Origin of the sequence: Maridesulfovibrio sp. FT414 (genome assembly GCF_050916235.1) — a bacterium.
GTDB lineage: Bacteria > Desulfobacterota > Desulfovibrionia > Desulfovibrionales > Desulfovibrionaceae > Maridesulfovibrio.
The window spans coordinates 1,914,594-1,939,044 of record NZ_CP104854.1 but is presented as its reverse complement, the minus strand read 5'-3'; the positions used below and the strand labels follow the sequence as shown (position 1 = coordinate 1,939,044).

The following is a 24,451-nucleotide window of genomic DNA, read 5'->3' as shown; positions in this document are numbered from 1 at the left end:
ATAAGAAAAGGCCGCCCATGAATGTGGCGGCCTTTTCGTGTGTTGGATCAATCGGTTTTTATGGATTCATCTTCCTCTGAGTTCTCCTGGACGTCCGGGCCGGGGGTGTAATGGTCCGCAATTTCCGCGACAGGATTGGCAGGATCTGTTCCTTCTGTTGCAGAAGCAGTCTTGCTGTCTCGAACGTTGGATTTCTGTGTGCCGAAATGGTCCTTGATAACTTCGTTGCGGACAGCAGTGATTCTGAACGGTTCGCCCTTGCCTACCAGAGCGACAATCCGGTTGAGGAAGTCCCGGATCGCCGCGGCATGGTCCTGTTCGTCACCGCCGTATTCGGCACTGACTTCGGATATCTCCTGGAGTCCGTTGATCATCAGCTTTGCTTCCGGGTTGTCCTTGAGGCTGAAAAGGGTTGCCAGCAGGAGTACGTCCAGTTTGCCCAGTCCTTCCGCTATTGCCCGGTAGATCTGGTGCTCTTCCTGTATTGAACCATCCGCGACCTCCTGTACGACCCGCAGCAGTGTCTGGTCGTCTCCGGTGCCGTCGCTGCTGAAAATCATCCTCCACCGTGACCTTTCATCGGGGGACAGCCCGGAATCCACAATATCTTCGGCGCTCAGCTGTCCCTGATTGTAGAGCTGGAACAGTTCCCGGCTGATTGAGTTGATACGCTCTTTCTCGGCTCTTTCCTCAGTCACTTTTTTGAGCATGCGGTCCGCAATGATCATTTCGGCCAGCTCTTCACGCATCTGCTCGTCGTTTATGTCTTCCAGCTCAGCCTTGAGGATTTCTCCTTCAAGGTCGCGCAGGGACATGAACTCCATTTTGAGACTCTGGTTGCGGGCAAGTGGTGCAAAACGTTCGCGCAATTGCAGGTAGATGTCATCTCCAAGATGATCCTTCCAGCTTTCCAGCACGATGACCGCAGTGACCGGATCTTTTGCGGCTATTGATTCCAGTGCTCCGCTGTACATGGCCTGTCGGGCATTGTTCAGTTTCACGGTCAGCAGTTCAGGATTGCTTGAACGGTAAAGTCTCATGATGGTCCCTTCCAGAAGCTGTTCTCCATGCATGAGCGAGGCTGCGTCCGGGCTGATGTTTACTGCTTTAAGGATGGAGTCGATTGTCAGGGCGGCAGTGCTGTCCTTCCATTTCTGGTATTCCTGACTCTGGAAGCGGGCAACGGCGTTGATTGCAGTCCTGCGGCGGGACGAGAGAATATCCATGAAACGTTCCCGGCATTTCTCATCGGGCAGCTCATCCCGCAGCCTGCTTCCCTGTTCGTTGAAATAATCGCTGACCTCGAAGACAGCGGACTGGGCAGCCCCGCCCTCCCTCACCATTACCCCGCTGTCCTTCCCGGTAAGAATCTCCTGCAACCCGGCTTCAAACCGGTTATAGGCATCAAGCACCCGCAGGTCACGCTCTTCGTCTTCCCGTTCCATAGCCCTTTTTATCATGTCGGGATCTGTGTTGCCGTTTCTGGACAGGTATTCGAGTTCAGGGCTCGGCATTTGGCCCATATTCTGGGCAAACAAGCCGCTGCCACTTTGTTCCTGTAAAAGACTGTCCGCTTTTCCCGTGAAGATCTTCATTTTCTTCTCCTCCTGTTACGTGTTGGAATTATTTGCAAAGGCAACGTAAATGGCGCAGAAGATAGCAGACAGGGCGGACCTGAGTAACCCAACTCAGGTCCGCCCTGCGGTATTTTGTGAATTTGTACGGAATCAGGCTGAATCAGATCAGGATGCGGATTCCAGCGGTATGGTAAAAGTGAAGGCCGTGCCGTTGGATTGCCCTTCTGGCGGGCTTTGCACCCTGATTTCTCCGCCATGGTTGGAAACAATATGGCGCGAAATGGCCAGCCCCAGCCCAGTTGAACCGAATTCGTTGCGGCGGAATTTTTCCACGGAATAGAACCGCTCAAATATGCGAGGCTGGTCTGCTGCGGGAATGCCCAGACCTTCATCCTGCACAGTAAACCTGATTCTTCCATTTTCAACTGTATGGGAGACTTTTACAGGTTTGTTGTCAGGTCCGTATTTGATGGCATTTTCCAGAAGATTGCGGAAAAGCTGCATAAGCTGGTCCGGGTCTGCTTGGACCGTATACTGGCCTTTGCTCACTTTCGCGACCAGTTCGACATTGCGTTTTGCAGCCATGGAAGCGCAGGCCTGCCAGGCATCAGAGAGAGCTGTGGCCGGGTCGGTAGGCACAAATTTACTGCGGTCAGGCCCGCTTTCAAGTCTGGACAGGTTGAGCAGGTCATCCACTATCTTGCACATGTGGTTGGCGTTTTTTTCTATGGTGGCCAGAAAACTGCTGCGCAGGGATTCAGGTGGCGGCGGATCGGAGAGCAGGGTTTCGGTGTACCCCTTGATGGAGGTCAGGGGGGTGCGCAGCTCATGGGAAACATTGGCCACGAAATCCTGTCGCACGGTTTCGAGCCTCTTGATGCGGCTGATGTCGTGGAAAACAGCGATGGCTCCGGGGCCCTGCCCCGGCTCAACCGTATGCGGAGAGCGGACGATATTTACGTCATATATCCTGCCGTCCGACAGGGTTACCTGTACCGTGATAGCATCCCGGCCTTCCGGGGAAGTCAGCTCCATGCAGGCATCCTGAAGTTCCGGGCTGGGCATGATTTCAAGGGGATGGCGTCCGATGCCGTTCAGGATATCGGGGATAATTTCCTGAAGGGCCCGGTTTACGCTCTGGATGCGGCAGCTTCCGTCAAGTACCATAACCCCGTCCCACATGCCGTTGAGAATTGCCTGCAGCTTGTTCTTCTGGCTGGTGATGATCCCGACGTGGGCATCAATGCGCTCAGCCATCCAGTTGATGGATTCTGCCAGCGGGACGAATTCTTCATCCGGAAGATTTCTTATCCTGCGCCTGTAGTTTCCCTGCCCTACGGCTTCCGCTGTCCGAACCATTGATTCGATTGATGAAGTCAGGTTCAGGATCATGAACCTGATGAGAGCGTAACAGACCAGTGCCACTATGGGCAGGGCCCAAAAAAAGACATTGCGCACGGTCTCAAGACGCTCGGCCAGTCCTTCAAGGGATTCCTCCATAACCAGATAGTCGGATGGTGAATCCATATCCTTGGCGATGCGTATGGCAGAATGCAAAATCCTATGCCCGTGATCGGGATTGTCTTCGGCCTCGAAGCCCATTCCGTCCACTGCTGCCTGGCGCATTTCCGAACGGGACATAGACCAGTTCTGCCCTGCCCATGAGGTCCGGGACAGGGTCTTGCCCTCGGGAGACACCAGAGCGACTTCCCTGCCCAGAATATTCGAAACCGCAGCCATTCTTTCCACTGGGTCGGCGTGGTCGGTTTTCAGGTAGATGCGTCTTGCCAGTTCCAGTGTTTCTCCAGCATTTTTTATGGAATCAGCAGCAAGGTCTGCCTTCAGGAGGTAGTAGGCAAAACCGAGAGGCAGGCTTACACATATGGCGGCAGTCAGGCAGACGGCCGCAAGGAGTTTGTTCCTGAAGGAAAATTTCATCATACCGCCCTATGAAAATGAGGTGTTTGGTCAATGTGGAGGACTGCTCAATCTAACAGGAAAAAAACGCAACTGGCAGCAGTTGTGTTACAGTTGCATATCCTTTTTTTTACAGGCGCAAGAATAGACCCTGGGCGAAGTGGTGTTCGCCCAGACAGCATATCCTTTCTTTTGGGATTTGATCAGGTTCGCAGGATTCTCTGCACCGACAACCAGCCAGCGTGAAGAATCAACCGGAACTCAGTACCGGTTGCGGGTAAGTCCGAAACGGCATGAGCCGTCCTTTCACAGGGGCTGGTGTGTTGCCGCTATGGAGCTAATGCTGCTTGAAACGGTAACCTACCCCGCGCACTGTTTCGATATAGTCGGCATAAGGACCGAGTTTCTGACGCAGTCTGCGGATGTGGGTGTCCACGGTTCTTGAATAGCCCTCGAAATGAGTGTCCCAGACGGTATCAAGCAGATGGTCGCGGGTGCGGACTTTGCCTTCATGCTGCAGGAGCTCGGAAAAGAGCTTGAACTCCGTAGCGGTCAGGGCAACGAGTTCTCCATCGCTTTCCACGGTATGGGCCTCAAAGTCCACCACCAGACCTTCGCGGGTCCATTTGCCTGAACGTTTCGGCTCAACCTCGGTACTGCGGCGCAGGACAGCCTTGACCCTGAGAACCAGTTCCCGAGGGCTGAACGGTTTTACGATGTAGTCATCAACTCCGAGCTCAAGTCCTACTACACGGTCCACTTCCTCGCCCTTGGCGGTCAGCATGATGACCGGGATGTGCTGGGTTCCTGCATCCTGTTTAAGTCTGCGGCAGACTTCAAGCCCGTCTATTCCGGGCAGCATGAGGTCCAGCAGGATGAGGTCCGGATGTTCGGCCCGGGCCTGCTCCAGTGCCTTGTGTCCATCCATGGCGGTTACAACCTCGAACCCTGAGGAGGTGAGGTTGTACTTCAACAGTTCAATGGTATCATTATGGTCTTCTACGACCAGTATTTTATCTACTGACACGGTTATCTCCTTCTGCGCCGGACAATACCTGTAACAATGGAACAGTTTAAGGCAGAACTGTTACAACTGTGTTAAATGTCTTCATCCTCAGTCGGGGCTGCGGAAGCTCCTTTGATTTCTTCATCCTGTTCATACCTGTCCATGTCCTCTACCATCCTGAAACCGTCCACGGCTCCGGTCAGTGACTGCACGGTATAATTCAGGCTGGCCACAGTACGCTTGAATTCTTCAATGGATTCGGTGTTACCGGATGCCGTTTCACTAAGGTCGCTCATGGCCTCGCTGATCTGTTCAGCACTATCGGCCTGATCGCCCATGGAACGGGAGACTTCGGCGAAACGCGGGCCCAGAATACGGACCTGCTCAACGATGCGGCCCAGATCGGCACTCATGGTCTCCACTTCATCTACACCGGAGCGGACTTCGGTATTGAACTTTTCCATTTCCATAACCCCGGAGCTGACGGCGGACTGCATGTCCCGGACCATGAGCTCGATGTCCTCGGCCGCGATGACCGTCTGGTCGGCCAGTCTGCGTATTTCACGGGCTACAACCGAGAAGCCCTTGCCGAACTGTCCGGCTTTTTCAGCTTCAATAGCGGCATTGAGGGAGAGCAGGTTCGTCTGGTCGGCAATGCGGGCAATGGTGGTGACGATGTTGTTGATCTTGTTTGCCTTTTCATTGATTGCGCCAAGGCGTGAAGACACATTGTCAGTTGAATCCACCAGTTGGATCAGGGATTTTTCCCTCCGCTCAATATTGGCCTGAAGGGATTCAGCCATTTTGGCGGATTCCCCTGCACTTGCAGCTACATCTTCCATCACCTTGACCAGTTCCTTGGAGGTGTTGCTGATGAGCCTGCTGGTTGCGGTGACTTCATTGGTTGAGGCTGCCTGCCTGTTGACTGCGGAGTCGATCTGCTCTGCCGTGGCCCTGATCTTGCCTCCGGCCATGGAGACCTGATCCCCGGAAGCCTGCACTTCCCCTATAATCTGGGAAAGTCCTGCGGTCATGGTTTCGAATGAAGAGACCAGTCTGCCGATTTCGCTTTCAGGACGCATGAACCTGCTGGCGAAGAACTTGTCTTCAGACCTGCGGCGCATTTTCCTGATAGCCTCATGCGCACTCTGCAGATCGCCTTCGGCTATGAATTTGGCAATGTCGGTTATGCGTGAGACCGGTTTGAATATGAGGTTCAGTCCGAAGAAAAGGAAGAACAGAGTAACTGCAATAAAAATGAATCCCGCGAACAAAACCGCCCCCAGAGTCTGGTTGGCAACCTTGTTCATGGCTGCCAGGGGTACGGAAGTGATCATTGCGCATTCAATGCGGCCCGGCTTGCGGAAATAGCCCTGATCCTTTTCCACCGGGTACTTGTCTTTCATGGATTGTGGTGCATATTTGGGATCGCCGTGGCAGACCATGCAGTCCGATTTATTTACTTCCCCCTCAGCGGCAATAAGACTTTCCACACCGTTTATGTCGCGTATTTCCGTCAGGAAAGGCTTCTTACCGGCCTGAGCCATTTCATCAAGCTCTTCTATTATCCTTGCCTCATCCCCTGTTGCCATATTGTCGGGGTTGCGCGGTTTGGTGGACGCGGTCCTGAAGGTCAGGTCATGCCTGTACTGGTCGGGTACGCGGCTGAAGACCCCGTTGGCTGTGTACGACGTGGATTGCAGTTCTGCGACGAACCGGTCCGCGGGCAGAAGCTCGGTGGCCTTGGGGCGGATGACCGCTCCGGTGTGCTTGCGGACCGCCTTCATGGTGTGAAGCATTATTTCGACCTTGCCCCGATATTCATCCATAAGGGTGTCTCGGGTGTAGTCTGAAATCAGCCACATGATGGATACGGTAAGGGCGATGCAGAAAACCACACACCCGATCATGAACTGTCTGCGGATACTCATGTCTTAAGCCTCGTTTGCCAAAGTAAGCCCTGTATGGGCTGCCGGAGGCATCTCCGGTAAAATATTCCGATTAGTTAAAGACGAATTCAACCATTGAGAAATCGTCTTCGTACATCTCGCCGCCCTGCAGGGTTCGGGTATACTCGATAAGCTGGTCGATGGGGGTTCCCAGCGGTCCTTCTGTTGCCGCCATGAAGGACGCGAATCCGTCGAATTCCCACATCTTTCCATCCGAAACCTTGCGCAGCTCGTAGACCCCGTCGCTGTACAGAAAGAATCGCGCTCCCGGTTCTACCGGAACGCTCTTGCTCACATAAGTCATGTCCGGCATACCGCCCACGATCATGCCCGGAGTGCGCAGCTGTTGTGCGGTTCCGCCGGAGACCAGCAGTGCCGGAGGATGTCCGCCGCTGGAGAAGGTCAGGGTCCGCTCCGACTTACAGTACACACCGTACCACATGGTGAAGTACAGGTTGTTCTGCTGCTCCATCTGAAAAGAGTTGTTCAGTGCCTCAAGGACCATCTCCGGCTTCAGAAAATCGGTATCCGGCAGGGTCTGGGAGCGCAGGACGTTCATGGCCGAGACTGACAGCAGGGCTGACCCTACACCGTGGTCGCATACATCAAGCAGGTACATGGCGAAATGATCATCATCAAGCCAGTGGTAGCCGAAGGAATCCCCTCCGAGTGACGCAGAAGGAATGAACCGCCAGTCGGCGATTACCTCCCCTTCCCTGACCGGTGCAGGCAGGAGAGAGGTGACGTAGTCGGCAGCAACGGCCAGTTCCTTGCGCAGTTCGTCACGGCTTTCCAGCAGCTGGCGGTAAGCTTCGTTTCTCTGCAGCAGGTTTATGTAACCCTTTGAGTGGTATCTTATTCTGGCCAGCAGCTCTATGCGGTCAGGAAGTTTGACAAGGTAATCGTTGGCTCCCAGTGCAAAGGCTTCGGCCTTGGTTGTGGCTTCCTCCTTGGTGGAAAGCACGATCAGCGGTATGTCCTTGAGTTTCGAGTTCACCCGCATGAACCGTACCATGGTCATTCCGTCGATTTCAGGCATGACCAGATCCTGAAGTATGACCGTCGGCTGCAACGCTTCCGCAGTGGGAATCGCCTTGGTGGGGTCGCTTACAAAGTGGAAATCAATATCTTCCTCGTCAGCGAGCATGCGGCGCACGGCCTCACCAACCATGGCCTGATCGTCGATAAGCAGCACACTGATCTTGTGCTGGGTAAGAAGGTCCGGTTTAGAAGCTGCGTCGGTCATGATCTGTTCTCCTGAAATTTTTTATTGAAATGCCTGACGAGTATCCGCGGAATGTCGGACAGGGCGCAGATTTCACGTGCGGCGCCCATTTTTACCGCCGCTCCGGGCATACCCCAGACAACGCTTGATTGTTCATCCTGGGCGATAGTAAGCCAGCCGGAATTTTTCAGGCCAAGCATGCCCTTGGCTCCGTCGGCCCCCATTCCGGTAAGCAGCACGGCTGCGGAGTTGAGGGGCAGCCCCACACAGCACAGGCTTTCGAAAAACAGGTCCACTGAGGGAACATACAGGGAACTTCCCGGCCCCATGGTAATCTGTACGGCTCCACCCGGGCCCATGAGCATATGGTTGTCTCCGGGGGCAATGACCACATGCCCGGCCTTGATCTGTTCCCCGCTTCTGGCGATGGAGACCTTGAGCGGAGTCTGGGTGTCCAGCCACTGGGCCAGATTGCTTGAGAACTGCCCGTCCACATGCTGCACGATGGCTACGGCCGCAGGAAAATCCTCCGGCAGCCCGCCCAGCAGTGATGCCAGTGCCGTAGGTCCGCCGGTAGAGCTTCCTATGGCCAGCAACGGAGGAATCGCCCTCCTGATGTTCTGCACTGGCGGCTTGTGAGTTGATTTCCGGCCGTTGCCCTGCAGTTTTCTGATTACGGAAATTTTGGAAATAAGCACTGCCCCGCCTTCCAGTCCGCCTCCGGGGCCCAGTTCCGGGGTGGCTACTACATCAAGCGCTCCGGCTCCCATGGCTTCGAACACCTTGGAGGAGTTGCTTTCGATGCTTGCGGTTACGATGAGTATGGAGCAGGGACATTCGCGCATGATCCTGCGGGTTGCCTCGGCCCCGTCCATGACCGGCATGACCAGATCCATTAGCACCAGATCCGGGGTGTCGCGGCAGCATTTCTGTACGCCGATCTCCCCGTTATGGGCCACCCAGGCTACTTCGAACCCGGCAGCGGTCACCACCCTTTTAAGGGCTTCAACAGCCAAAGCCATGTCATTTATGATCGCTATTCTCATTTCGCAGCCCCGCCGATAAGGTCTTCCACAGCAGAAAGAAGAGTTTCGTCATGGAAGCTGCTTTTGGTCAGGTAGTAGTCAGCTCCTGCTTCAAGGCCGCGCAGTTTATCTTCCTTGCGGTCCTTGTAGGAGACCATCATTACCGGGATGGACTTCAGTGCCGGGTCGGACTTGATTTTGCGGGTCAGTTCAAGTCCACTCATGCGCGGCATATCCACATCGGTGATAACAAGGTCATATTCTCCGGCCAGAATGGCGTTGAGGCCGTCCTGTCCGTCCACGGCCGTGTCAACATCGTAACCGTGGTTGACCAGCAGCTTCCGTTCGACTTCCCGCACGGTAAGGGAATCGTCCACCACCAGAATTTTCTGCATCCGGACCACTTCCCTTGATTCCATGCCGACCTTACCCAGCCTGCCGCCGGAAAGCAGATTGTCGATGGAGCGGACCAGATCTTCGGCATCAAGGATAAGTACCGGGGAACCGTCAGGCATCAAAGCAACCGAGTTGATGTCGGTTACCTTGCCCAGACGATGATCAAGTGGGCGCACAACAAGGTCCTGTTCTCCAAGAAAATTATCCACCACCAGTCCGTATCTGTTCATCCGGTCGCTTACGACTACAACCTTGAGCTGACCTGTCGTTGACTGCTCGAAGGGAGTTCCCAGTATCTGTGCTGCCGGAACCAGTCCCACGTTTGTCCCGTCCAGTGATATATACTGGCGGTCTTCCACAAGCTGCAGGTCGGCAGGATATATCGCGGCTATGCGGCTGATGCGTGAAAGGGGTACGGCATAGGGTTGGCCGGAAATCTCCACCAGCAGGGTGCGGATAACGGAAAGGGTCAGGGGAAGCTGCATGGAGAACACCATACCCCGTCCTGGTTCTGATTCCGCGCGGACAGTTCCGCCGACCTCCTGAACCATGGCATGGACAACATCCAGCCCCACGCCGCGACCGGATATTTCAGTGACCTTTCCGGCAGTGGAGAAGCCTGGCAGGAACAGGAATTCCATCAGCTCTGCCCTGCTCATATCTGCGGCCATGCGTGCCGGGGCAAGATTCTTTTCCACCACCTTGGCCCGGATGCGCTCCGGGTCTATCCCCCGGCCGTCATCGCGCAGTTCAATGAAAAGCATTCCGGCCCTGTGTCCGGCAATCAGCCTGATGGTTCCTTTAGACTCCTTGCCCACGCCAAGCCGGTCTTCAGGCATTTCTATGCCGTGATCAACAGCGTTCCTGATCAGGTGGTTGAGCGGAGCCTCCAGTTTTTCGAGAATATCCCGGTCCACGGAGGTGTTCTCGCCTTCGATGATGAACTCGACTTCTTTGCCCAGTGAGCGGGCCAGATCCCGGACCAGTCTTGGAAAGCCCAATCCTCCGTCGGAAAACGGACGCATACGGCTGGAAATGACTTCCTGATAAAGACGACCGGAGACATTGTCCGAACGCCTGCGGTAGAGGTCGAAATCGCCGATATGCCTGTCGAGTTTACTCTGGCATTCCGTAAGAACTGCCTTTAGTTCACTCAGTATTCCCGAAGGAGGTTCACCGTTCATGACCCGCTCGCAGCCTTCTTCAAGGGCTTTCATCAGCTCGCGCTGTCCTGCCTTGATGCGCAGCAGGGATGATGCAAAACCGGAAAGCCTGCCTGATTCCACAAGGCTTTCCCCGGCAAGGCCCATAAGCCGGTTCAGGTTGCCGGCAGAAACACGGACCACCGCATCCTTGGGAGCATTGTTCTGTGTCTGGGGAGTCGGTTCCGCCTTTTTATGTTCCCCGGGTTTCTCTTCCGGGGCCACGGGCGTACTTGAAACTATCGGATCGGGCTGGGTTTCCACAGCCGAAGGGGGCAGTCCGTTGGGACAGACTTCTTTCAGCACTGCCTGAACAGCACTTCCGTCCCCCCGAATGGCCTTTTCCAGCAGGTCCATGAGCGGCTTCTTGCCGGCAAGGAACTCCTGAATCACATCTGTGTCGAGCTTTGAAACTTCGTTGTAAATATCGGTGGCACTGAGCAGCAGGTCTATCTGGGTGGAAGTAAGGACGGTTTCCCCTTTCTGGCAGGCCACCAGCAGGTCTTCCATGGCATGGGCAAGGGCCACCCCGTCCGTCAGCCCGACTATACGGGCCGCCCCTTTCATGGAGTGGGCCGCACGCATTAGCGGTTCGACCTTATCTGGGGACTGGTCCTTTTCCAGCTCCAGCAGCCCGGCGTTCAGGGATTGGGAATGGCTTTCCGCTTCCATGCGGAAGAGGTCGAGCATGGAGAGGTCGGCAAGGGGAACTTCTGTTCTGGCTGTCTCAGGCCGGTTGGTTTCGGCAGCCATTTCAGCGGGAGCTGTCTCCGGTCCGGCAGGATCTTCTACTGCTGTCGTAAGGTTCTTTGTCTCCGGAGCAGGATGTTCAGGTATGGACGGTTTTTTAAACTCGGCGGCTGCGGCGTCCATGGCCGGGACATGCTCATCCAGCCAGCCGGGAAGGTCCGCCATGTCCAGTTCTCCCATAAGCGAAAAATAATCAGTGGCTTTCAGCAACCGGTCGATGTCCACGGAGGTCAGGATTCTTTCTCCCTTGCGGCAGGACTCAAGGACGTCTTCCATGGCATGGGAAAGAGTTACCACATCATTGAGGCCGACAATGCGTGCCGCCCCTTTCAAAGAGTGAGCCGCACGCATGAGCGGTTCGACCTTGTCGGGAGACTGGTTCTTTTCCAGTTCCAGCAGCCCGCTGTTCAGGGACCGGGAATGGGCCTGGGCCTCCATTTTAAAGAGTTCCAGCATGGAAAGGTCGGCCATGTCGCGTGTCACGTTTAAACTCCCTGTCTTGCCGGTTGGCTTTTTACTTGATGCTGCGGTTGAAGGCTTCGAAGAGCAGGGTCTCATCCAGCAGCGAAATCCTTTTTTTCTCTGCTTCGAAGAGCCCTTTGGTATATGCCGCAGGAGCTTTGGTCACTGTCGAGGGGGCTTCATACAGACCGTCGGCAAAATAGCGCTGTACGCCCATTACTTCGTCGGCGGCGAAAATCCATCTGCCCAGCCCACGATCTACGCAGATAAACCTGCTGTAGACCCGGAAGCCTTTTTCCTCTTCCGTCATGTGCTCGGCTTCAAGTCCAAGCAGATCGCGCAGGGAAATCACCGGAACAATTTCCCCCTGAATGCTGGTCAGCCCTCTGAAGATCCTGCTGTTGCGGTGCGGAACAGGGCGTACTGTCCTGCGTTCCAGCACGGAGACAAAAACATGTGATGGCAGGGCCAGCCATTCCCGGGCGATGCGGAAGACCACTGCCCCGGCAGTCTCGGCGGCCTCTTCGCTCTTGGCCAGGGCAACCGCGGCGGTGTTTTCCTCCAGATAACCCTGCGGCGGCTCCCGATCCAGCAGGGAAAGTCCGGCACTGGTGAAGTAGGGACAATTGTAGCAATGATTCCACTGCTCCAGTTCCGGGCAGCTGCGGTCACCTGCGTAACCTATTGTATTCCAGCAAGATGCGGTCATTTCCCTGCCTCATCAGCGGTTTTCGGCCCGCCTGAGCCGATTTCTGAGCAGTCCGGCCCTGCGGGTTTCGCCGCGGTTCTCCAGCAGCAGTGCAAGATGCACCAGTGATTCGAGATGTTGCGGTTCCAGATAAAGGGCCTTTCCATAAAATTCCTCTGCCTTTGAAGTGTTGCCCTCAGCCTCATGCAGCAACCCGCAGAGGTGGTAAAGGTCCGGCTCAGGCCCGCTTTGCCCTAACACCTCGGCGCAAAGGGCAAGAGCCTCGGCGGTTCTGCCCTGATCGGCGATTTTCCTTATCTTCGCAATCCCGGGCAGTGATGTCTTTGAATCATGGCCGCGCTGAGCTTCAGCTGCCGGAGCTGCCGATGCAAAGCTGTGGGTCTCAGGCTGTACCGGGTCCTCTTCAGGCACTGGCCCGGGCTTGAGGATTCTCTTCAAGGGGACAACTTTTTTAGGTCTGCATTCCCGGGGACATTCCGGGTTCTTAAGCAGCGGGGCAACTTTGAACGGCCCTTTTCTCAGCGCAAAGGTCCCTTTTTTGCGTACCGGGGTAAACCAGTCATTGAACACGGGGAGAAGCTCCGCATGCCCGACAAAGAGCAGGCCGGTGTCCTTCAGTTTTTCGCTGAGAGCTTCAGCCAGACACCTTTTGGACCTGTCATCGAGGTAGATCAGCAGGTTCCGGCAGAAAATCACATCATACTTTCCGGACGGAAGACAGCCCTCCACAATGTTGCCGGTGTAGAAACTGACCGAATCCTTCACCTTCTCGGCAAGTTTTCTGCCTTGGTCGCATTTGCGGAAACAATTTTCGGCATAGGACGGAATGCTGCCGCGAAAGGAATTTTCCGTATATATGCCGCAGCGGGCCTTCTCAATGGCCCTGTTGCTTATATCCACCCCGTCCACCCTGAATCGGGACGGATCAAAGCCTGCACCCATCAGGGTCATGGCGATTGAATACGGTTCTTCCCCGGTGGAGCAGGGTGCACTCAGGACCCTGAACTCTCCCTGCCTGTGCTTGAACGCGGTCTCAAAAAGCAGCTCAAAGGGCTTCACATCCCGGAAGAACCATGTTTCGGGGACAACAATGTTCTCGATAAGCTCAGAGCACTCTTCCTCGCTTGAGCGCAGCAGATTCAGGTATGAATATTCATCGCAGCCGGTCTGACGCATGCGGGCCTTTATCGCATGGACAATGCCTGACCTGCTCAGCGAATCTGCGGAAAGGCCCATGGCCTTATTGAGAATCTTGTTAAACGGTTCGAGATTCATTGTTTTATTCCGGTATATCCTGACTGTCAGCCGGGAACAGGATTTTATGCAGTTCTTCGGTCAGGAGTTTTCCGGGCCTGATGAGCTGCAGAATGTTTCCGTTGACCCTTGCCACCTTGCCGAGCCATGGGGCATCCGGGATTTCAACACCGGAGATTTTGAAATCGCTGTCCTTTATCTTGACGGTTTCCGTTATGTTTTCAGCCAGCAGGCCGAGGTATTTGTTTCCCCGTTCATAGCGACTGTCCAGATCGGCAAGGTCAACCATGACTATGCGCGTGGACATGAGCGGTCTGCACGCAACGTCTGTTGCAAGCATGGACAGGTCCACCACCGGGGTCACTGTGCCCCGGTAATTGAAAATTCCTTTCACGAACTGCGGGGAACGCGGCAGGGCCTTGCAGATGGCAGGCGGCACAACTTCAGCAACCGCAGTTGCTTCAAGTCCGTATGAGTATTCACCTATTTTGAAGGTCAGCACCAGCATGCCTATTCACTCACTTTGAAGCGTGAAACTTCACTGCGCAAACCCTGCACGGCTTCATTCAGCTGCATGGCTGCTCTGTTGAACTCTCCTAGTGCATCGGAGGTGTCGGAAGCAGTGTCGGACAGCTGGGCCATGGCCTCGCTGATCTGCTCCGCACCTTCGGCTTGCGCGCTCATGCCGTCGTTGACCACTTCGATGCGCGGGGTCAGGTCCCGAACTTCGCTCATGATGCCGTCCAGTTTCTTACCGAGCTTTCCGGCCTTGGAGGCTCCAACCTGAACATCGGCAGCGAACTTGTTCATCTCCTCAACGCCGGTGTCCACTGAAAAACGCATGTTTCCGATCATGTTTTCAATCTCAAGAGCAGCAACCGAGGTCTGGTCCGCCAGTCTGCGAATCTCTGCTGCGACCACCGAGAAACCCTGTCCGAACTTGCCGGCCTTTTCAGCCTCAATGGCTGCGTTGAGCGAAAGCAGGTTGGTCCTGTCCGCCACTTTGGTGATGGTGGAGACAATGCTCTCAATGGCATTGGCCCGTTCATTGATCTCTGCCAGCTTGTCGGTGATTGATTCTGTGCCCCGGCTGAGTTCATCCATGATGCGGATCATGGTTTTCAGGCCGTCCTGCCCGTCATGGGCCAGTGTGTTCATGCCTGATGCGGATGCGTTGAGCTGATGCATGGTTCCGGCAAGTTCCATGGAGTTGGCGGATATTTCCGCGCTGGTGGCACTTATCTGGTTGGTGGCGGCCGCCTGCTGGTTGAACGTAACTTCAAGCTGGCGGGCGGAAGCGGCTATTTCCGTTGAAGAGGTGGTCACCTGTATTCCAGAGCGCTGGACCTGGGCTATAAGAGAGAAAAGATTTTCAACCATTTCCCTGACTGCAAGGTACAACTGGCCGGTTTCGTCCAGTCGTTCCCTGTTTTCCTGATTCCTGAGAGCCCGGCGGGCGTTGGGGCAGTTTTTGTCGACTTCCTGTATGATGCTTTTTGCCGCCAGCAGGTCCCCTGCTGCAACAACCTTGACCAGCTCGACCATATGGCTGACCGGGTTGGCAATAAGGCCGCTGGCCCAAAGGGAGACTCCAAGGGTAATAATCAGCAGAAGGATTCCGGTGGTTGTCAGCCATTCAACAAGATAGTCCATCACCCCGGTCAGGCGGTCGGTGATGCCCTGATATTCGTCAAGGTAGACTCCGGCCCCGATCACCCAGCCCCAGGCCTTGTAGTAGGTGAATACAGAGAGTTTTATCCGCCCGCTTTCATCCTTATCGGTTTTCCAGAGATATTGTCTGGTGCTTAATTTGCCTTCCCCGGCCTGAATGGCCTCTTCGATCAGCCCGTTTACGAAGTCATTCTGCCCGCCGACGGAATCCACATGCTCCCCGTCGTCCTTGGCTGAATTGGAGACAATGTATCTTCCCTTGCTGTCTCCTCTGGTCCCGATTACCCAGACGTATCCGGTTTTACCGATGGTTGTTTTGAGCATGGATTTACGCAGAATTTCCACGATGTCGTCTTCCATGTATACGGCCAGCATACCAGTGATATAGTTGTCCTGGTCCCGAAGAGGCGTGTAAATGACGAACCGTGTTCCATGATCGGCCGTTTCAAATGTTTCCACGGTCCGTCCGGAAAGAACATCATCTATTACAATGCTGGCCTGCCCATTGTTCCCCAGAGAGTAAAAAACATCCCCAAGGTGCCTGTTTTCGCTTTCTTCAGGTGCGGTCGTGTCCACAACCAGCATGTCCCCTTCCGGGTTCATGCGCTGGAGCACGGTACAGTATGCGCCGGAGATTTTGGAGGCCTCCACCAGAACGGGAAGCGGTTTTCCGTTTCTTTCGGCGTAGGAAAGTTTTTTCCCTCCCATGGTCATCAACGGTAGTTTTACCGAGGTACGGCTTTTGACGCGGTTATCGTTGATCTGCCAGTCCGAAGTCGTTTTTGATACTTCGACCTTCCCGCGATCCTGAAGCAGGGCCTGCAGGGCCATTGAGGCCCGTCTTGTTTCATCGGTCAGCAGGTCGGAAGAAGTCCTGCACTCTTCGTAAAGATCGCTGGTCAGCTGGGAGACATGGGATTCGATCAAGGCGCGGACTTCGGCTTCCATACAGGATTCCAGCCGGTATTCAAGGATGTCGGTAATGATGAACATCGCCACAATTGGAATAATCGCGGCTCCGCAGGCAATGGTTATGATCTTTTTTCTGAGTGAAAAACGCATCAGCAGGTTCCTGTATCCTTCCGTTTTCCTCTGGCGGGAACGGGCAGTTTATTTACGGATTATGGATTTTTGTTCCACAGCCTTTTCTTTGTATGTACTTTAGATGATTTAATCAACGACCACAGGGGCCCTGCGTCATTTCCTGAAAAAAAAGTGCGGACCCCGTAAAGTGAAATGTCATCGCTGCCGATACCTTAAGCATGAACGTGCGGATAATTTCCTTTTAACGGGAAGTCCTACTCATGGAGGAGTTTTATGTATTATCACGGATTCGATAATAAAGCTGTGTCTGCCACCAAGTACTGGACCAATAAGGATGATGAACTCGTGTCCATCCTTTTTGCAAAAATTATAAATAAGACTGTTACCACCCAGTCCCCCTGCCCGGAGCAGGATCATCTTGTGGATCAGATGGTTAACAATCTTTTCGACGTCTGCTTCTACATAAACAAAGACGTCCACAACTGCTAAGCAGCGGTTGAATATTCGGGCAGCTTTGAATCCCGTACTGGGAGTGCTCAGCCTGCCTTTGCCGCAGCAGGCAAGGAGCCTGGCTTGAAATATTCTTTGGCGCTTCTACCGGAGCGTTAAGCTCCGGGCTGTCCGGATGAGTCATGCATAAGAAAAACTCCGTTGTCCCCTTAGGGCTCAGCGGAGTTTGTTTGATTCCAAATGAAAGCAGCCCCGGCAATTAACTGCCGGGGCTGCTTTCATTTGTCTTCCTTGATGGGGGAAATCTTCTTTCGCTCTCAGTCTAGCCGACCTGAGCCAGACGGGGTGCGGTTTTGGCTTTTTCTTCATCGGATCTCTTGCGCAGGTAGTGAACCATGGTGAGGATCGCGGTGATAGCTTCAAAGCCTTCCTGTTCAACGGAATCAACCAGAGAATCGGAGGGATCGGCCTGCAGGGCGCTTTTGAGAGCCTTGGAGTATCTGCCGAAACCGTCCATGAGGTCCAGAGCCATGTAGTTGGCTTCGTCCGGATCTTCGGGGTTGATGTCCATGGGAACGAGTACGTAGCCCATGATGTTGGCAAGTCTGGTCAGGGGACGGATGCTGCCGGTGGACTTCATGATGGGGATGAGTTCTTCAACGCCAACTTTTGCGCCCTTGTCTTCCGGGTTGATTTCGCGAAGAAGGGTCGGGTAAGGTTTGTTGATTTCGTTGGCGATATCACGGGCGGGCTTGTCATTTTTAAGAACAACATCCTGTAAAAGCTTAGTCAGTTCGTTATTTGCCATGGTGTTTCTCCCTGGGTTTATTATTTTCCAATTATTGCATGCCCCAAAAAGTTAGCGATTTTCATGCCAATTTGCGGGGTAATAATATGGTGTTTTTTTGCTCAATGAAATTGATGACATACCAAAACTTAAGCTGCTTTGATCCGCCTGTTTTTCCTGTTCTTCAGTAAAAATTATTGTCTCATAGGAAAATTAGTTATCAGGCAAATCACGGTGATGAGACAAAGATGCTATACAGCGAATAGAGATCGCTTGCAAGGATTGATTTACGTAATATCAAACCCCTCTGTCAAGGTATGAATTGATTACGATAAAAAAAGGGCACCGCTTATAAACAGTGCCCTTAATGTAAATGTTTAAGTTTGATTAACTAATCAATGCCGATTGAATCCAGATACAGCTCTCCGGAGAAGGTCAATTCTGCTCCTCCCTGAAGGAAAACATTGGATTCTTCGATGATCACCTTGAGTATTTCGCCTCCGGAAGTTCTGACACGCACGGCGTCATCGGTGAGGCCGAGTTTGTTCAGCGTGACTTGAACCGCGCTGACTCCGGTTCCGCAGGCATATGTTTCGTCTTCAACTCCGCGTTCATAGGTGCGGACAATGAGGCTGTCATTATCGTCGATCTGAACGAAGTTCACGTTTGTTCCGGCAGGGGCGAAGGCCTCGTGATACCTGAAGGCGCTGCCAAGTTTTTTTATGTCCACATCCTGTACATCAGCCACCTGAATAACCGCATGCGGAACTCCGGTATTGGCGAAGTGGTATTCATATTCTTTCCCATCAATTTCGAGGCGTTGCTTCAGGGCAACGCCTTCCGGCTTGGTCAGCTGGACTTTTACTTCCTCCAGCAGCGGGAAAACCTGAACTTTGATTGGACCGGCGTCGGAACCGAAGGCATGCTGTTCGCCTGCTATTCCAAGCGCGTGAGCCAGTCTCCCTGCACAACGGGAGGCATTGCCGCACATCTCAGCCCTAGACCCGTCGGAGTTGTAAAACTGCCATACAAAATTAAGTTCCGAACCTTCAGGTGCATTTTCAATGAAGAATAGTCCGTCCGCATAAACGCCGAAAGCGCGTTTGCAGATCTTTTCAGCCCAGACGGGCATTTTTTCTACCGGGATGCCGAGCTCACGATTATCAATAACAACGAAATCATTGCCGCAGCCCTGCATTTTATAAAAAGGAACAGATTTACCGAACATTTTGCTCATGAGGAGTCCCTCCGATTGTTTTGAGGTGGATTGTGAACCGCGTTGGACGAGTAGTCAAGTTTACTGTTTTACCCCGCGTAAATACGGGTGTGAATGCGCCTGGCCATATACAGGAACGGGGTATCCATGACCGCGACTATGACCTTGAAAATATAGGTTGTCAGCAGGATTTCAACCCAGACGTCAAAGGGGAAAAGCCCCCACAGAGCCACAAAGCAGAAGACCGAGGAGTCGATAAGCTGGCTCATGAGGGTGGATGCGTTGTTGCGCAGCCAGAGATGGCGATCCCCAAGCCTGTCTTTGAGCAGGTGGAAGACGTGGACATCGTGCAACTGGGAAAGAAGATAAGCACAGAGGCTGCCAAGAGCAATACGCGGCATGAAGCCGAATATCGATTCAAGGTGCGGCTGGGCAAAATCGTCCGGGGCCGGGGTGAACTGAAGAGCCAACTGCATATAGCAGACAGCCATGATCAGAACAACGAAGCCCAGATATACGGCTTTCTTGGCCTCTTCCTTGCCGTGAAATTCGCTCAGCATGTCCGTGGAAAGAAAGACACTGGCATAGAGAATGTTACCGAGCGTAGTGGTCATCCCGAACAGTTCGACTGTTTTCAGAACCTGAATGTTGCAGAGAATAAGGTTGAAAACGATCAGCCCGTAAAGACCGGTCTTTCCAAAAAATCTGTATAGTACCAGAACCAGACTCAAGTCCAGAACAGCAAAGCCGATCCATAATATTTCATTTGTCATGATACCTCCGGCGGCGGGTGAAATTTGCTGAAAACAGTTATGTTTTCAGCTTTTCCAGGCCGCTTGTTGCAGCATGGTATGCTTTCCTGCACGCAAATATCGGGTTCAGGATGCAGACCGGCCTTGCTCCTAGCTCATATCATAATGAAAGGCTATCCTTTGATTGGGGGTATGCAAGTATAATTTAGCCTGAATAATTTTTTGATCAAGCAGATAGGAAAGAAAAAGCACCCGGAGCCACATGGCCGCGGGTGCTCTTGAATCAGCCTGACAGCTGAAGGCTGATGGAGACCTCTTACATTACTCTGAGCTTCGGACGGCCCGAAGCAACAACAACTCTGTTCCGGCCGGTACTCTTGGCCTTGTACAGGGCTTCGTCTGCATTGCAGACGATTTCGTTGTTCCTTTCGAAACATCCGGGGCGTATACTCGCAACCCCAATGCTTGCCGTTACAGTAAAGCTCTTGTCCTGATAAGCCATGGTAGACTCTTCGATTTTCACCCTGATGCGTTCTGCGAGCATGGCGGCATTGTCTTCAGTCGTATGCGGAAGCAGGATGACAAATTCTTCGCCGCCGTAGCGGGCGATGAAGTCGGTTGAGCGTAAGGTCGACTCAAAAAGTCTGGCAACCTTTTCAAGAACCATATCCCCGGCCATGTGTCCGTAGGTGTCGTTGATGTTCTTGAAGTGATCAAGGTCGACCATCAGCAGGGAAAGATCCGTGTTCAGGCGCTGGTGGCGCTTGAATTCTTCCACAAGACGCTCGTCGAAGCTGCGGCGGTTGAAAACTCTGGTAAGTCCATCCCGGTCTGCGCGGGTCCGGATCTTGGTAAACATCAGGGCGTTATTCAGGGCCAGCGACAGGTGGTTGACCGCAGCATTAAGGGTGGAAACCTGATCCTTGGCAAGTCTGACGCTTCTTTCGCAGAGCATTACCAGACAGCCGAACTTGTCGCCGCGTGCTACCAGCGGGAGGGCCAGCACCCTGCCGGAAGTGGGGCTGTAGGCCATGCGGTTTTCCACGAGACCGGCTGTTTCGGAAATATTGTAGCCGGAAACACTCATTCCGCTAAGTGCGGCCACATTCGCTATCATGAAGTCGGTCCACTCATTCTGTATTTCAGGCATGAGTCCTGGCGTGAGAAAAAGCTCTGCTTCAACAGCGCCGCCCGATTCAATGGTGCTCCAGAAAGCACCCTGCACGGAAAGCACAGGCAGCAGCATCTTAAGGTCCTCTTCTGCCTGTCCGAGGATATCGGCCACTTCAAGGCGCTGGGTCGCGTTGGAGAGAACGGTGTTAAGGAACATGAGCTGCTCTGTCTTGCGGCCGAGCAGTTCCCTCTCCATGATGATTTCTTCGGTCATGCGATAAAGGTCGCTGTAGAGGCCGGAAATTTCCTTTGCCCTGAAAAGGGCGTCCTGAACCTTGGAGCTGGTCAACGGTGTACTGATTACTGCCAGAAATCCGTCTTCAAGTACCTTTTCAAGGTCTACACTGTTATTTTCATCCTGTATAAGAATGCGCTGAGTTGATTCGAAATTCCGGTACGCATTGCGAAGCGACTCGGGGAGAACACTCCAGACTCGCTGTGGAATCCATGTTGCAGCAGGCTTTTCCTGGTCCTTGAGATCTTTTACATTGGGCAGGGATCTTTCGGAGAAATTCCTCAGAAAGAATCCCGGTCCGAGTGAATCCTTGATCTTCCCGGCTTCGCTGCTGTTAAGTCCGAATCCCCAAAGCAGTTCGGGGCTGCTTTCGTTCTTCATTTCGGGTCTCCTTCTTTGCCTTTGTTTAGCTGTCAGAAACAATTGTCCACCCGTTCTATTGCAAGAAAAAGACCATCCCCAAAACGATTGATGGGGTCTGAACCGCTCCCTCCACGAGCCAGGAATTTTGTATGTTTAAAAGTCAATGGTTATGGGTTGGTAGAGTGCTGCGGTTGATCTTGTCAGAATCGACAAGGGGTATGGGCTTTTCCCCGTTAGGGCAGATCTCACGGATGAATAGGGAAGTGTGTGCCGGGTTTCCGACTGTTCTTAGGGTCGTGCTGGGAAAATAAATCCTTTGACAAGATAGCTGTAGTTATGGCTTGAAATACATTATGGAAACTCAAAGAATATGGGGAACTTTGGATCCCTTTTACGAGGCCGGCCCGATTCTGGGCCGTAAGGTTGCCAATGTCGGATTTCTCAGCGGTCTTTTCAAGGTAGACCCCTTTGATGAATACCATTTTTTCATTTCCGGCGGCGGTGCCCGTGCGGGACTGCAGGATTTTCTGAACCGCAATTTCCCGTCTTTTGCCGGCGGGGATAGAGTCAAAATAATGGATCGCAGAGATCTTCCGGATGCTGTTTCCAAAAATAATTATTTTTGCTTCCACCAGTCCGACTGCATCCTTTACCCCCCCCATCTGGCGCGCTTGAGAAACATGCTCGCCGAAAACATTTTTCCCATTACCGGCACAACTCATTCGCTCAGCTACAGCAACTACGGGTCTTCCTTTCTCAATTATCTATGGAAGGGAACTACTGCCCGGGACTGTATCGTGGCCACCTCCACTCCGGGAACGCGGGTTGTTGAGAACTACCTCGCCCATCTGCGTGAAGGTTTCGGGCTGGATGAACAGAATTTCCCTTCCCCCCAGATCAGGAAAATACCGCTGGGCATAAATCCCGGCCCGCTGGTTCCTCCGGACAGGCGGCAGAAGGAGCTGGCAATACGTGAACTCGGGCTGGAAGACGGCAGGGTCAACATTCTCGTTTTCGGGCGCATTGCTCATTATTCCAAAATGGATCTGCTGCCTTTGCTGCGGGCCATGCAGCGGCTTTTTGCCTCTGGAATGGACCGTGCTTCGGTCCGGGTCATCCTTGCCGGCTGGCTGGACGAGGAAGATGATTTCCCGGGAACTCTTGCACAGCTTGCAAATAATATGGGTCTTGAATTGACCATTATGGCCCGGCCCACCGAAAGCATAAAATTGAATCTTTACCGGGCGGCGGACATCTTTGTTTCAATTTCCGATAATCCGCAGGAAACCTTCGGGCTGACCATTCTTGAAGCCGGGGCCATGGGGCTGCCGGTGGTGGCTTCCGAATACGATGGATACAGGGATCTCGTGGTCGACGGAGAAACGGGTTTTCTTATTGAGACCGTAGGAACCCCGGCAACACCGGAGCTCGATCCTATGGCTCCGTTGTGCTTTGACAACCAATACCATCTGCTGATGGCCCAGCAGACAGCGGTGCTTACGCCGAAGCTGGCCTCCGCGCTGGAAAGGCTGATAAATAACCCCGGACTGTGCAGCGCAATGGGCGCTGCCGGGGCAAAACGGGTGCGCGAAAAATTCACATGGGAACAGGTTGTGCTGCAGCACGTCCACCTGTGGGAGGAATTGAATACCGTTCCTGTGGAGATTGAAGCCCTGCGCGGCATTCGTCATCCTGTTCAGGTGCGTTTCGGTGAGACTTTTGCCCACTACACAACCTCGACCCTTGACTCTCAAACCATGGTCGTGACAGGGATAACCGGACAGGCAATTTATCAGGGACGGGAATTTCCGCTCATATACCGGGGACTGGAGAGAATCCTGCAGCAGGAGGTCATCCGCAAAATGGCCTTTTTTGCCCGCAAGCCCATCTCCGCCGGAGATCTGAACATAAAAATACGGTCTCTGGCCCCGCAGTTATCCGATGATGAAGTGAGATTCCATATCCTCTGGTGCATCAAGCACGATATTTTGGAAAAGGCATGCTGAACAGGACCGTTATCCACCATTCCGCTCTGGCAAAAAGCGGGGGAGCTGCGCGGATAGCACAGCTTTTAGTTGAGGGGCTGAAGGGCGAAGGCGTTGATGTCCGGCACAGCTTTGAAGCCTCTGAAAACCCGGGAGACGAACTGCTCAGTCCGCAGGAGACAGCGTGCAGCATCCCTGATAATGCCATTGTTCATCTGCATTCATCTGCTGATCCGGCTTTGTTTCTGGGTGCCCTTCCTGCGTCCGTACAGGTTTTTGTCACTCTTCATGATACCAGAATGATTACCGGCGGCTGCATAAACCCGCTGGACTGTCCGCATTTTGAGCTGGAGTGCAGGAATCCCTGCCCCAGAAACTATCCTGATTCAGAGAACGTGCGCAGGCGTATTATTTCCGCCCTGCTTGAAAGACGCGTAGTGCTGGTTTCTCCGTCCCGATGGCTTGCGCGGCTGGTGGCAAAAGCCCATGCGCGACTTTCAGCCAAAGTTATTCCAAACGGAATTCCCTGGCCGGACACCCTTGGGGACAGGAGCGGAGCCCGCCGGGCAATGGGCCTGCATCCGGCATCAAAGGCCGTGCTGTTTGTTGCCCACGGGGGCAGCAATGCTGTTTACAAATCCGGACCGCAGTGGGCAGAATACTGGGACATGATTAAGTCTGCGGTTCCAGAAGCAGTTGCTTTTGCCATCGGCGGAGACAGCCATTCCCGGGACGGGGACTTTATTTCCGTGCCCTATGTGGGCCGCGAAATGCTGGACCGTTTCATGCTTGCTGCTGACGTGCTCGCTTACCCTACACTTGCGGACAACCATCCGCTTATCATCCTTGAGGCCATGTCGAATGGACTGGTTCCGGTCAGTTACAATGTAGGCGGTGTTTCCGAACAGATTATCAGCGGCGAAAACGGAATTCTGATTGCCCCTTATGAAAAAAAGGATCTGGCCGATACGGTAATCGCATTGCTTAAAAACAGGCACCTGGCTGAAAAACTCGGAGAGAACGGTTTCCTGCGCGGAAAGATCAGGTTCAGCTGTGCAAGAATGCTTAACGACTATATCAGATTATATAAACGGCATAGCTGACCAGGCCGTGTCGTGTTATTTTTTCAAAGATTTAACTGAAAGATGGATAAATCAGGTTGACTTTTTTGCGGTTTGCACTGGAAATACAGACTTGATCTTGATATTATATTTTAAAAACATCTTTCATAAACAACCGTTTCAAGCTAATATTGAGCAGAGTAGTTTCCTTACGCAGATGTTTAATGCTGGCATGACACGTT

The 24,451-nt window shown here is 53.4% G+C and carries 18 protein-coding genes; 3 read left to right on the top strand and 15 right to left on the bottom strand.

The annotated features are described in order from the left end of the window. Positions 1-47: 47 nt before the first annotated feature. The 11 genes from N7E73_RS08655 to N7E73_RS08605 form a co-directional block, all read right to left on the bottom strand. On the bottom strand, positions 48-1,595 hold the full coding sequence (locus N7E73_RS08655; protein WP_432738661.1) for a hypothetical protein: 1,548 nt from the start codon (positions 1,593-1,595) through the stop codon (positions 48-50). 147 nt (positions 1,596-1,742) lie between these two features. After that, positions 1,743-3,518 (bottom strand): ATP-binding protein, encoded by a 1,776-nt coding sequence (locus N7E73_RS08650; protein ID WP_432738660.1) that lies wholly within the window; start codon positions 3,516-3,518, stop codon positions 1,743-1,745. A gap of 313 nt (positions 3,519-3,831) precedes the next feature. Continuing rightward, positions 3,832-4,521, bottom strand: coding sequence for a response regulator (locus N7E73_RS08645; protein WP_432738659.1), 690 nt, complete (start codon positions 4,519-4,521; stop codon positions 3,832-3,834). Positions 4,522-4,592: 71 nt separating this feature from the next. Next, entirely contained in the window at positions 4,593-6,431 is a 1,839-nt protein-coding gene (locus N7E73_RS08640; protein ID WP_432738657.1) for a methyl-accepting chemotaxis protein, read from the bottom strand. 70 nt (positions 6,432-6,501) lie between these two features. Then, on the bottom strand, positions 6,502-7,695 hold the full coding sequence (locus N7E73_RS08635; RefSeq protein ID WP_432738656.1) for a SpoIIE family protein phosphatase: 1,194 nt from the start codon (positions 7,693-7,695) through the stop codon (positions 6,502-6,504). Next, the gene (locus tag N7E73_RS08630) at positions 7,692-8,720 is read right to left on the bottom strand and encodes a chemotaxis response regulator protein-glutamate methylesterase (protein ID WP_432738655.1); all 1,029 of its coding nucleotides are present in this window, start codon (positions 8,718-8,720) and stop codon (positions 7,692-7,694) included. Before N7E73_RS08630 ends, N7E73_RS08635 begins: the two co-directional genes overlap by 4 nt. Continuing rightward, on the bottom strand, positions 8,717-11,530 hold the full coding sequence (locus N7E73_RS08625; protein ID WP_432738654.1) for an Hpt domain-containing protein: 2,814 nt from the start codon (positions 11,528-11,530) through the stop codon (positions 8,717-8,719). The genes N7E73_RS08630 and N7E73_RS08625 overlap by 4 nt, the downstream gene beginning before the upstream one ends. Positions 11,531-11,561: 31 nt before the next feature. Next, positions 11,562-12,218: a chemotaxis protein CheW gene (locus N7E73_RS08620; protein ID WP_432738653.1), complete on the bottom strand. Its 657-nt coding sequence runs from the start codon at positions 12,216-12,218 to the stop codon at positions 11,562-11,564. Between the two features lie 12 nt (positions 12,219-12,230). Continuing rightward, positions 12,231-13,493, bottom strand: coding sequence for a CheR family methyltransferase (locus N7E73_RS08615; RefSeq protein ID WP_432738652.1), 1,263 nt, complete (start codon positions 13,491-13,493; stop codon positions 12,231-12,233). A gap of 4 nt (positions 13,494-13,497) precedes the next feature. Then, positions 13,498-13,980 (bottom strand): chemotaxis protein CheW, encoded by a 483-nt coding sequence (locus tag N7E73_RS08610; protein ID WP_432738651.1) that lies wholly within the window; start codon positions 13,978-13,980, stop codon positions 13,498-13,500. Between the two features lie 2 nt (positions 13,981-13,982). After that, a complete protein-coding gene (locus tag N7E73_RS08605) occupies positions 13,983-16,205 on the bottom strand; it encodes a methyl-accepting chemotaxis protein (RefSeq protein ID WP_432738650.1) in 2,223 nt (740 codons plus the stop codon). Between the two features lie 255 nt (positions 16,206-16,460). Between N7E73_RS08605 and N7E73_RS08600 the strand changes: the two genes are divergently transcribed. Further along, positions 16,461-16,676, top strand: a complete 216-nt coding sequence (locus N7E73_RS08600; RefSeq protein ID WP_432738649.1) for a hypothetical protein — start codon at positions 16,461-16,463, stop codon at positions 16,674-16,676. Between the two features lie 283 nt (positions 16,677-16,959). On the opposite strand, the gene N7E73_RS08595 is transcribed toward N7E73_RS08600, so the two are convergent. From N7E73_RS08595 to N7E73_RS08580, 4 genes are all read right to left on the bottom strand, one after another. After that, entirely contained in the window at positions 16,960-17,445 is a 486-nt protein-coding gene (locus tag N7E73_RS08595) for a phage regulatory CII family protein (RefSeq protein WP_432738648.1), read from the bottom strand. A gap of 370 nt (positions 17,446-17,815) precedes the next feature. Continuing rightward, positions 17,816-18,661 (bottom strand): diaminopimelate epimerase, encoded by an 846-nt coding sequence (gene dapF / locus N7E73_RS08590; RefSeq protein ID WP_432738647.1) that lies wholly within the window; start codon positions 18,659-18,661, stop codon positions 17,816-17,818. A gap of 68 nt (positions 18,662-18,729) precedes the next feature. Then, positions 18,730-19,413: a queuosine precursor transporter gene (locus N7E73_RS08585; protein ID WP_432738646.1), complete on the bottom strand. Its 684-nt coding sequence runs from the start codon at positions 19,411-19,413 to the stop codon at positions 18,730-18,732. A 295-nt stretch (positions 19,414-19,708) separates the two neighbouring features. Next, positions 19,709-21,181, bottom strand: coding sequence for a sensor domain-containing diguanylate cyclase (locus N7E73_RS08580; protein WP_432738645.1), 1,473 nt, complete (start codon positions 21,179-21,181; stop codon positions 19,709-19,711). 335 nt (positions 21,182-21,516) lie between these two features. Between N7E73_RS08580 and N7E73_RS08575 the strand changes: the two genes are divergently transcribed. Then, complete coding sequence (locus N7E73_RS08575; RefSeq protein ID WP_432738644.1) at positions 21,517-23,169, top strand: glycosyltransferase family 4 protein; 1,653 nt, start codon at positions 21,517-21,519, stop codon at positions 23,167-23,169. Beyond that, positions 23,163-24,251, top strand: coding sequence for a glycosyltransferase (locus N7E73_RS08570; RefSeq protein ID WP_432738643.1), 1,089 nt, complete (start codon positions 23,163-23,165; stop codon positions 24,249-24,251). The genes N7E73_RS08575 and N7E73_RS08570 overlap by 7 nt, the downstream gene beginning before the upstream one ends. Positions 24,252-24,451 lie beyond the last annotated feature (200 nt).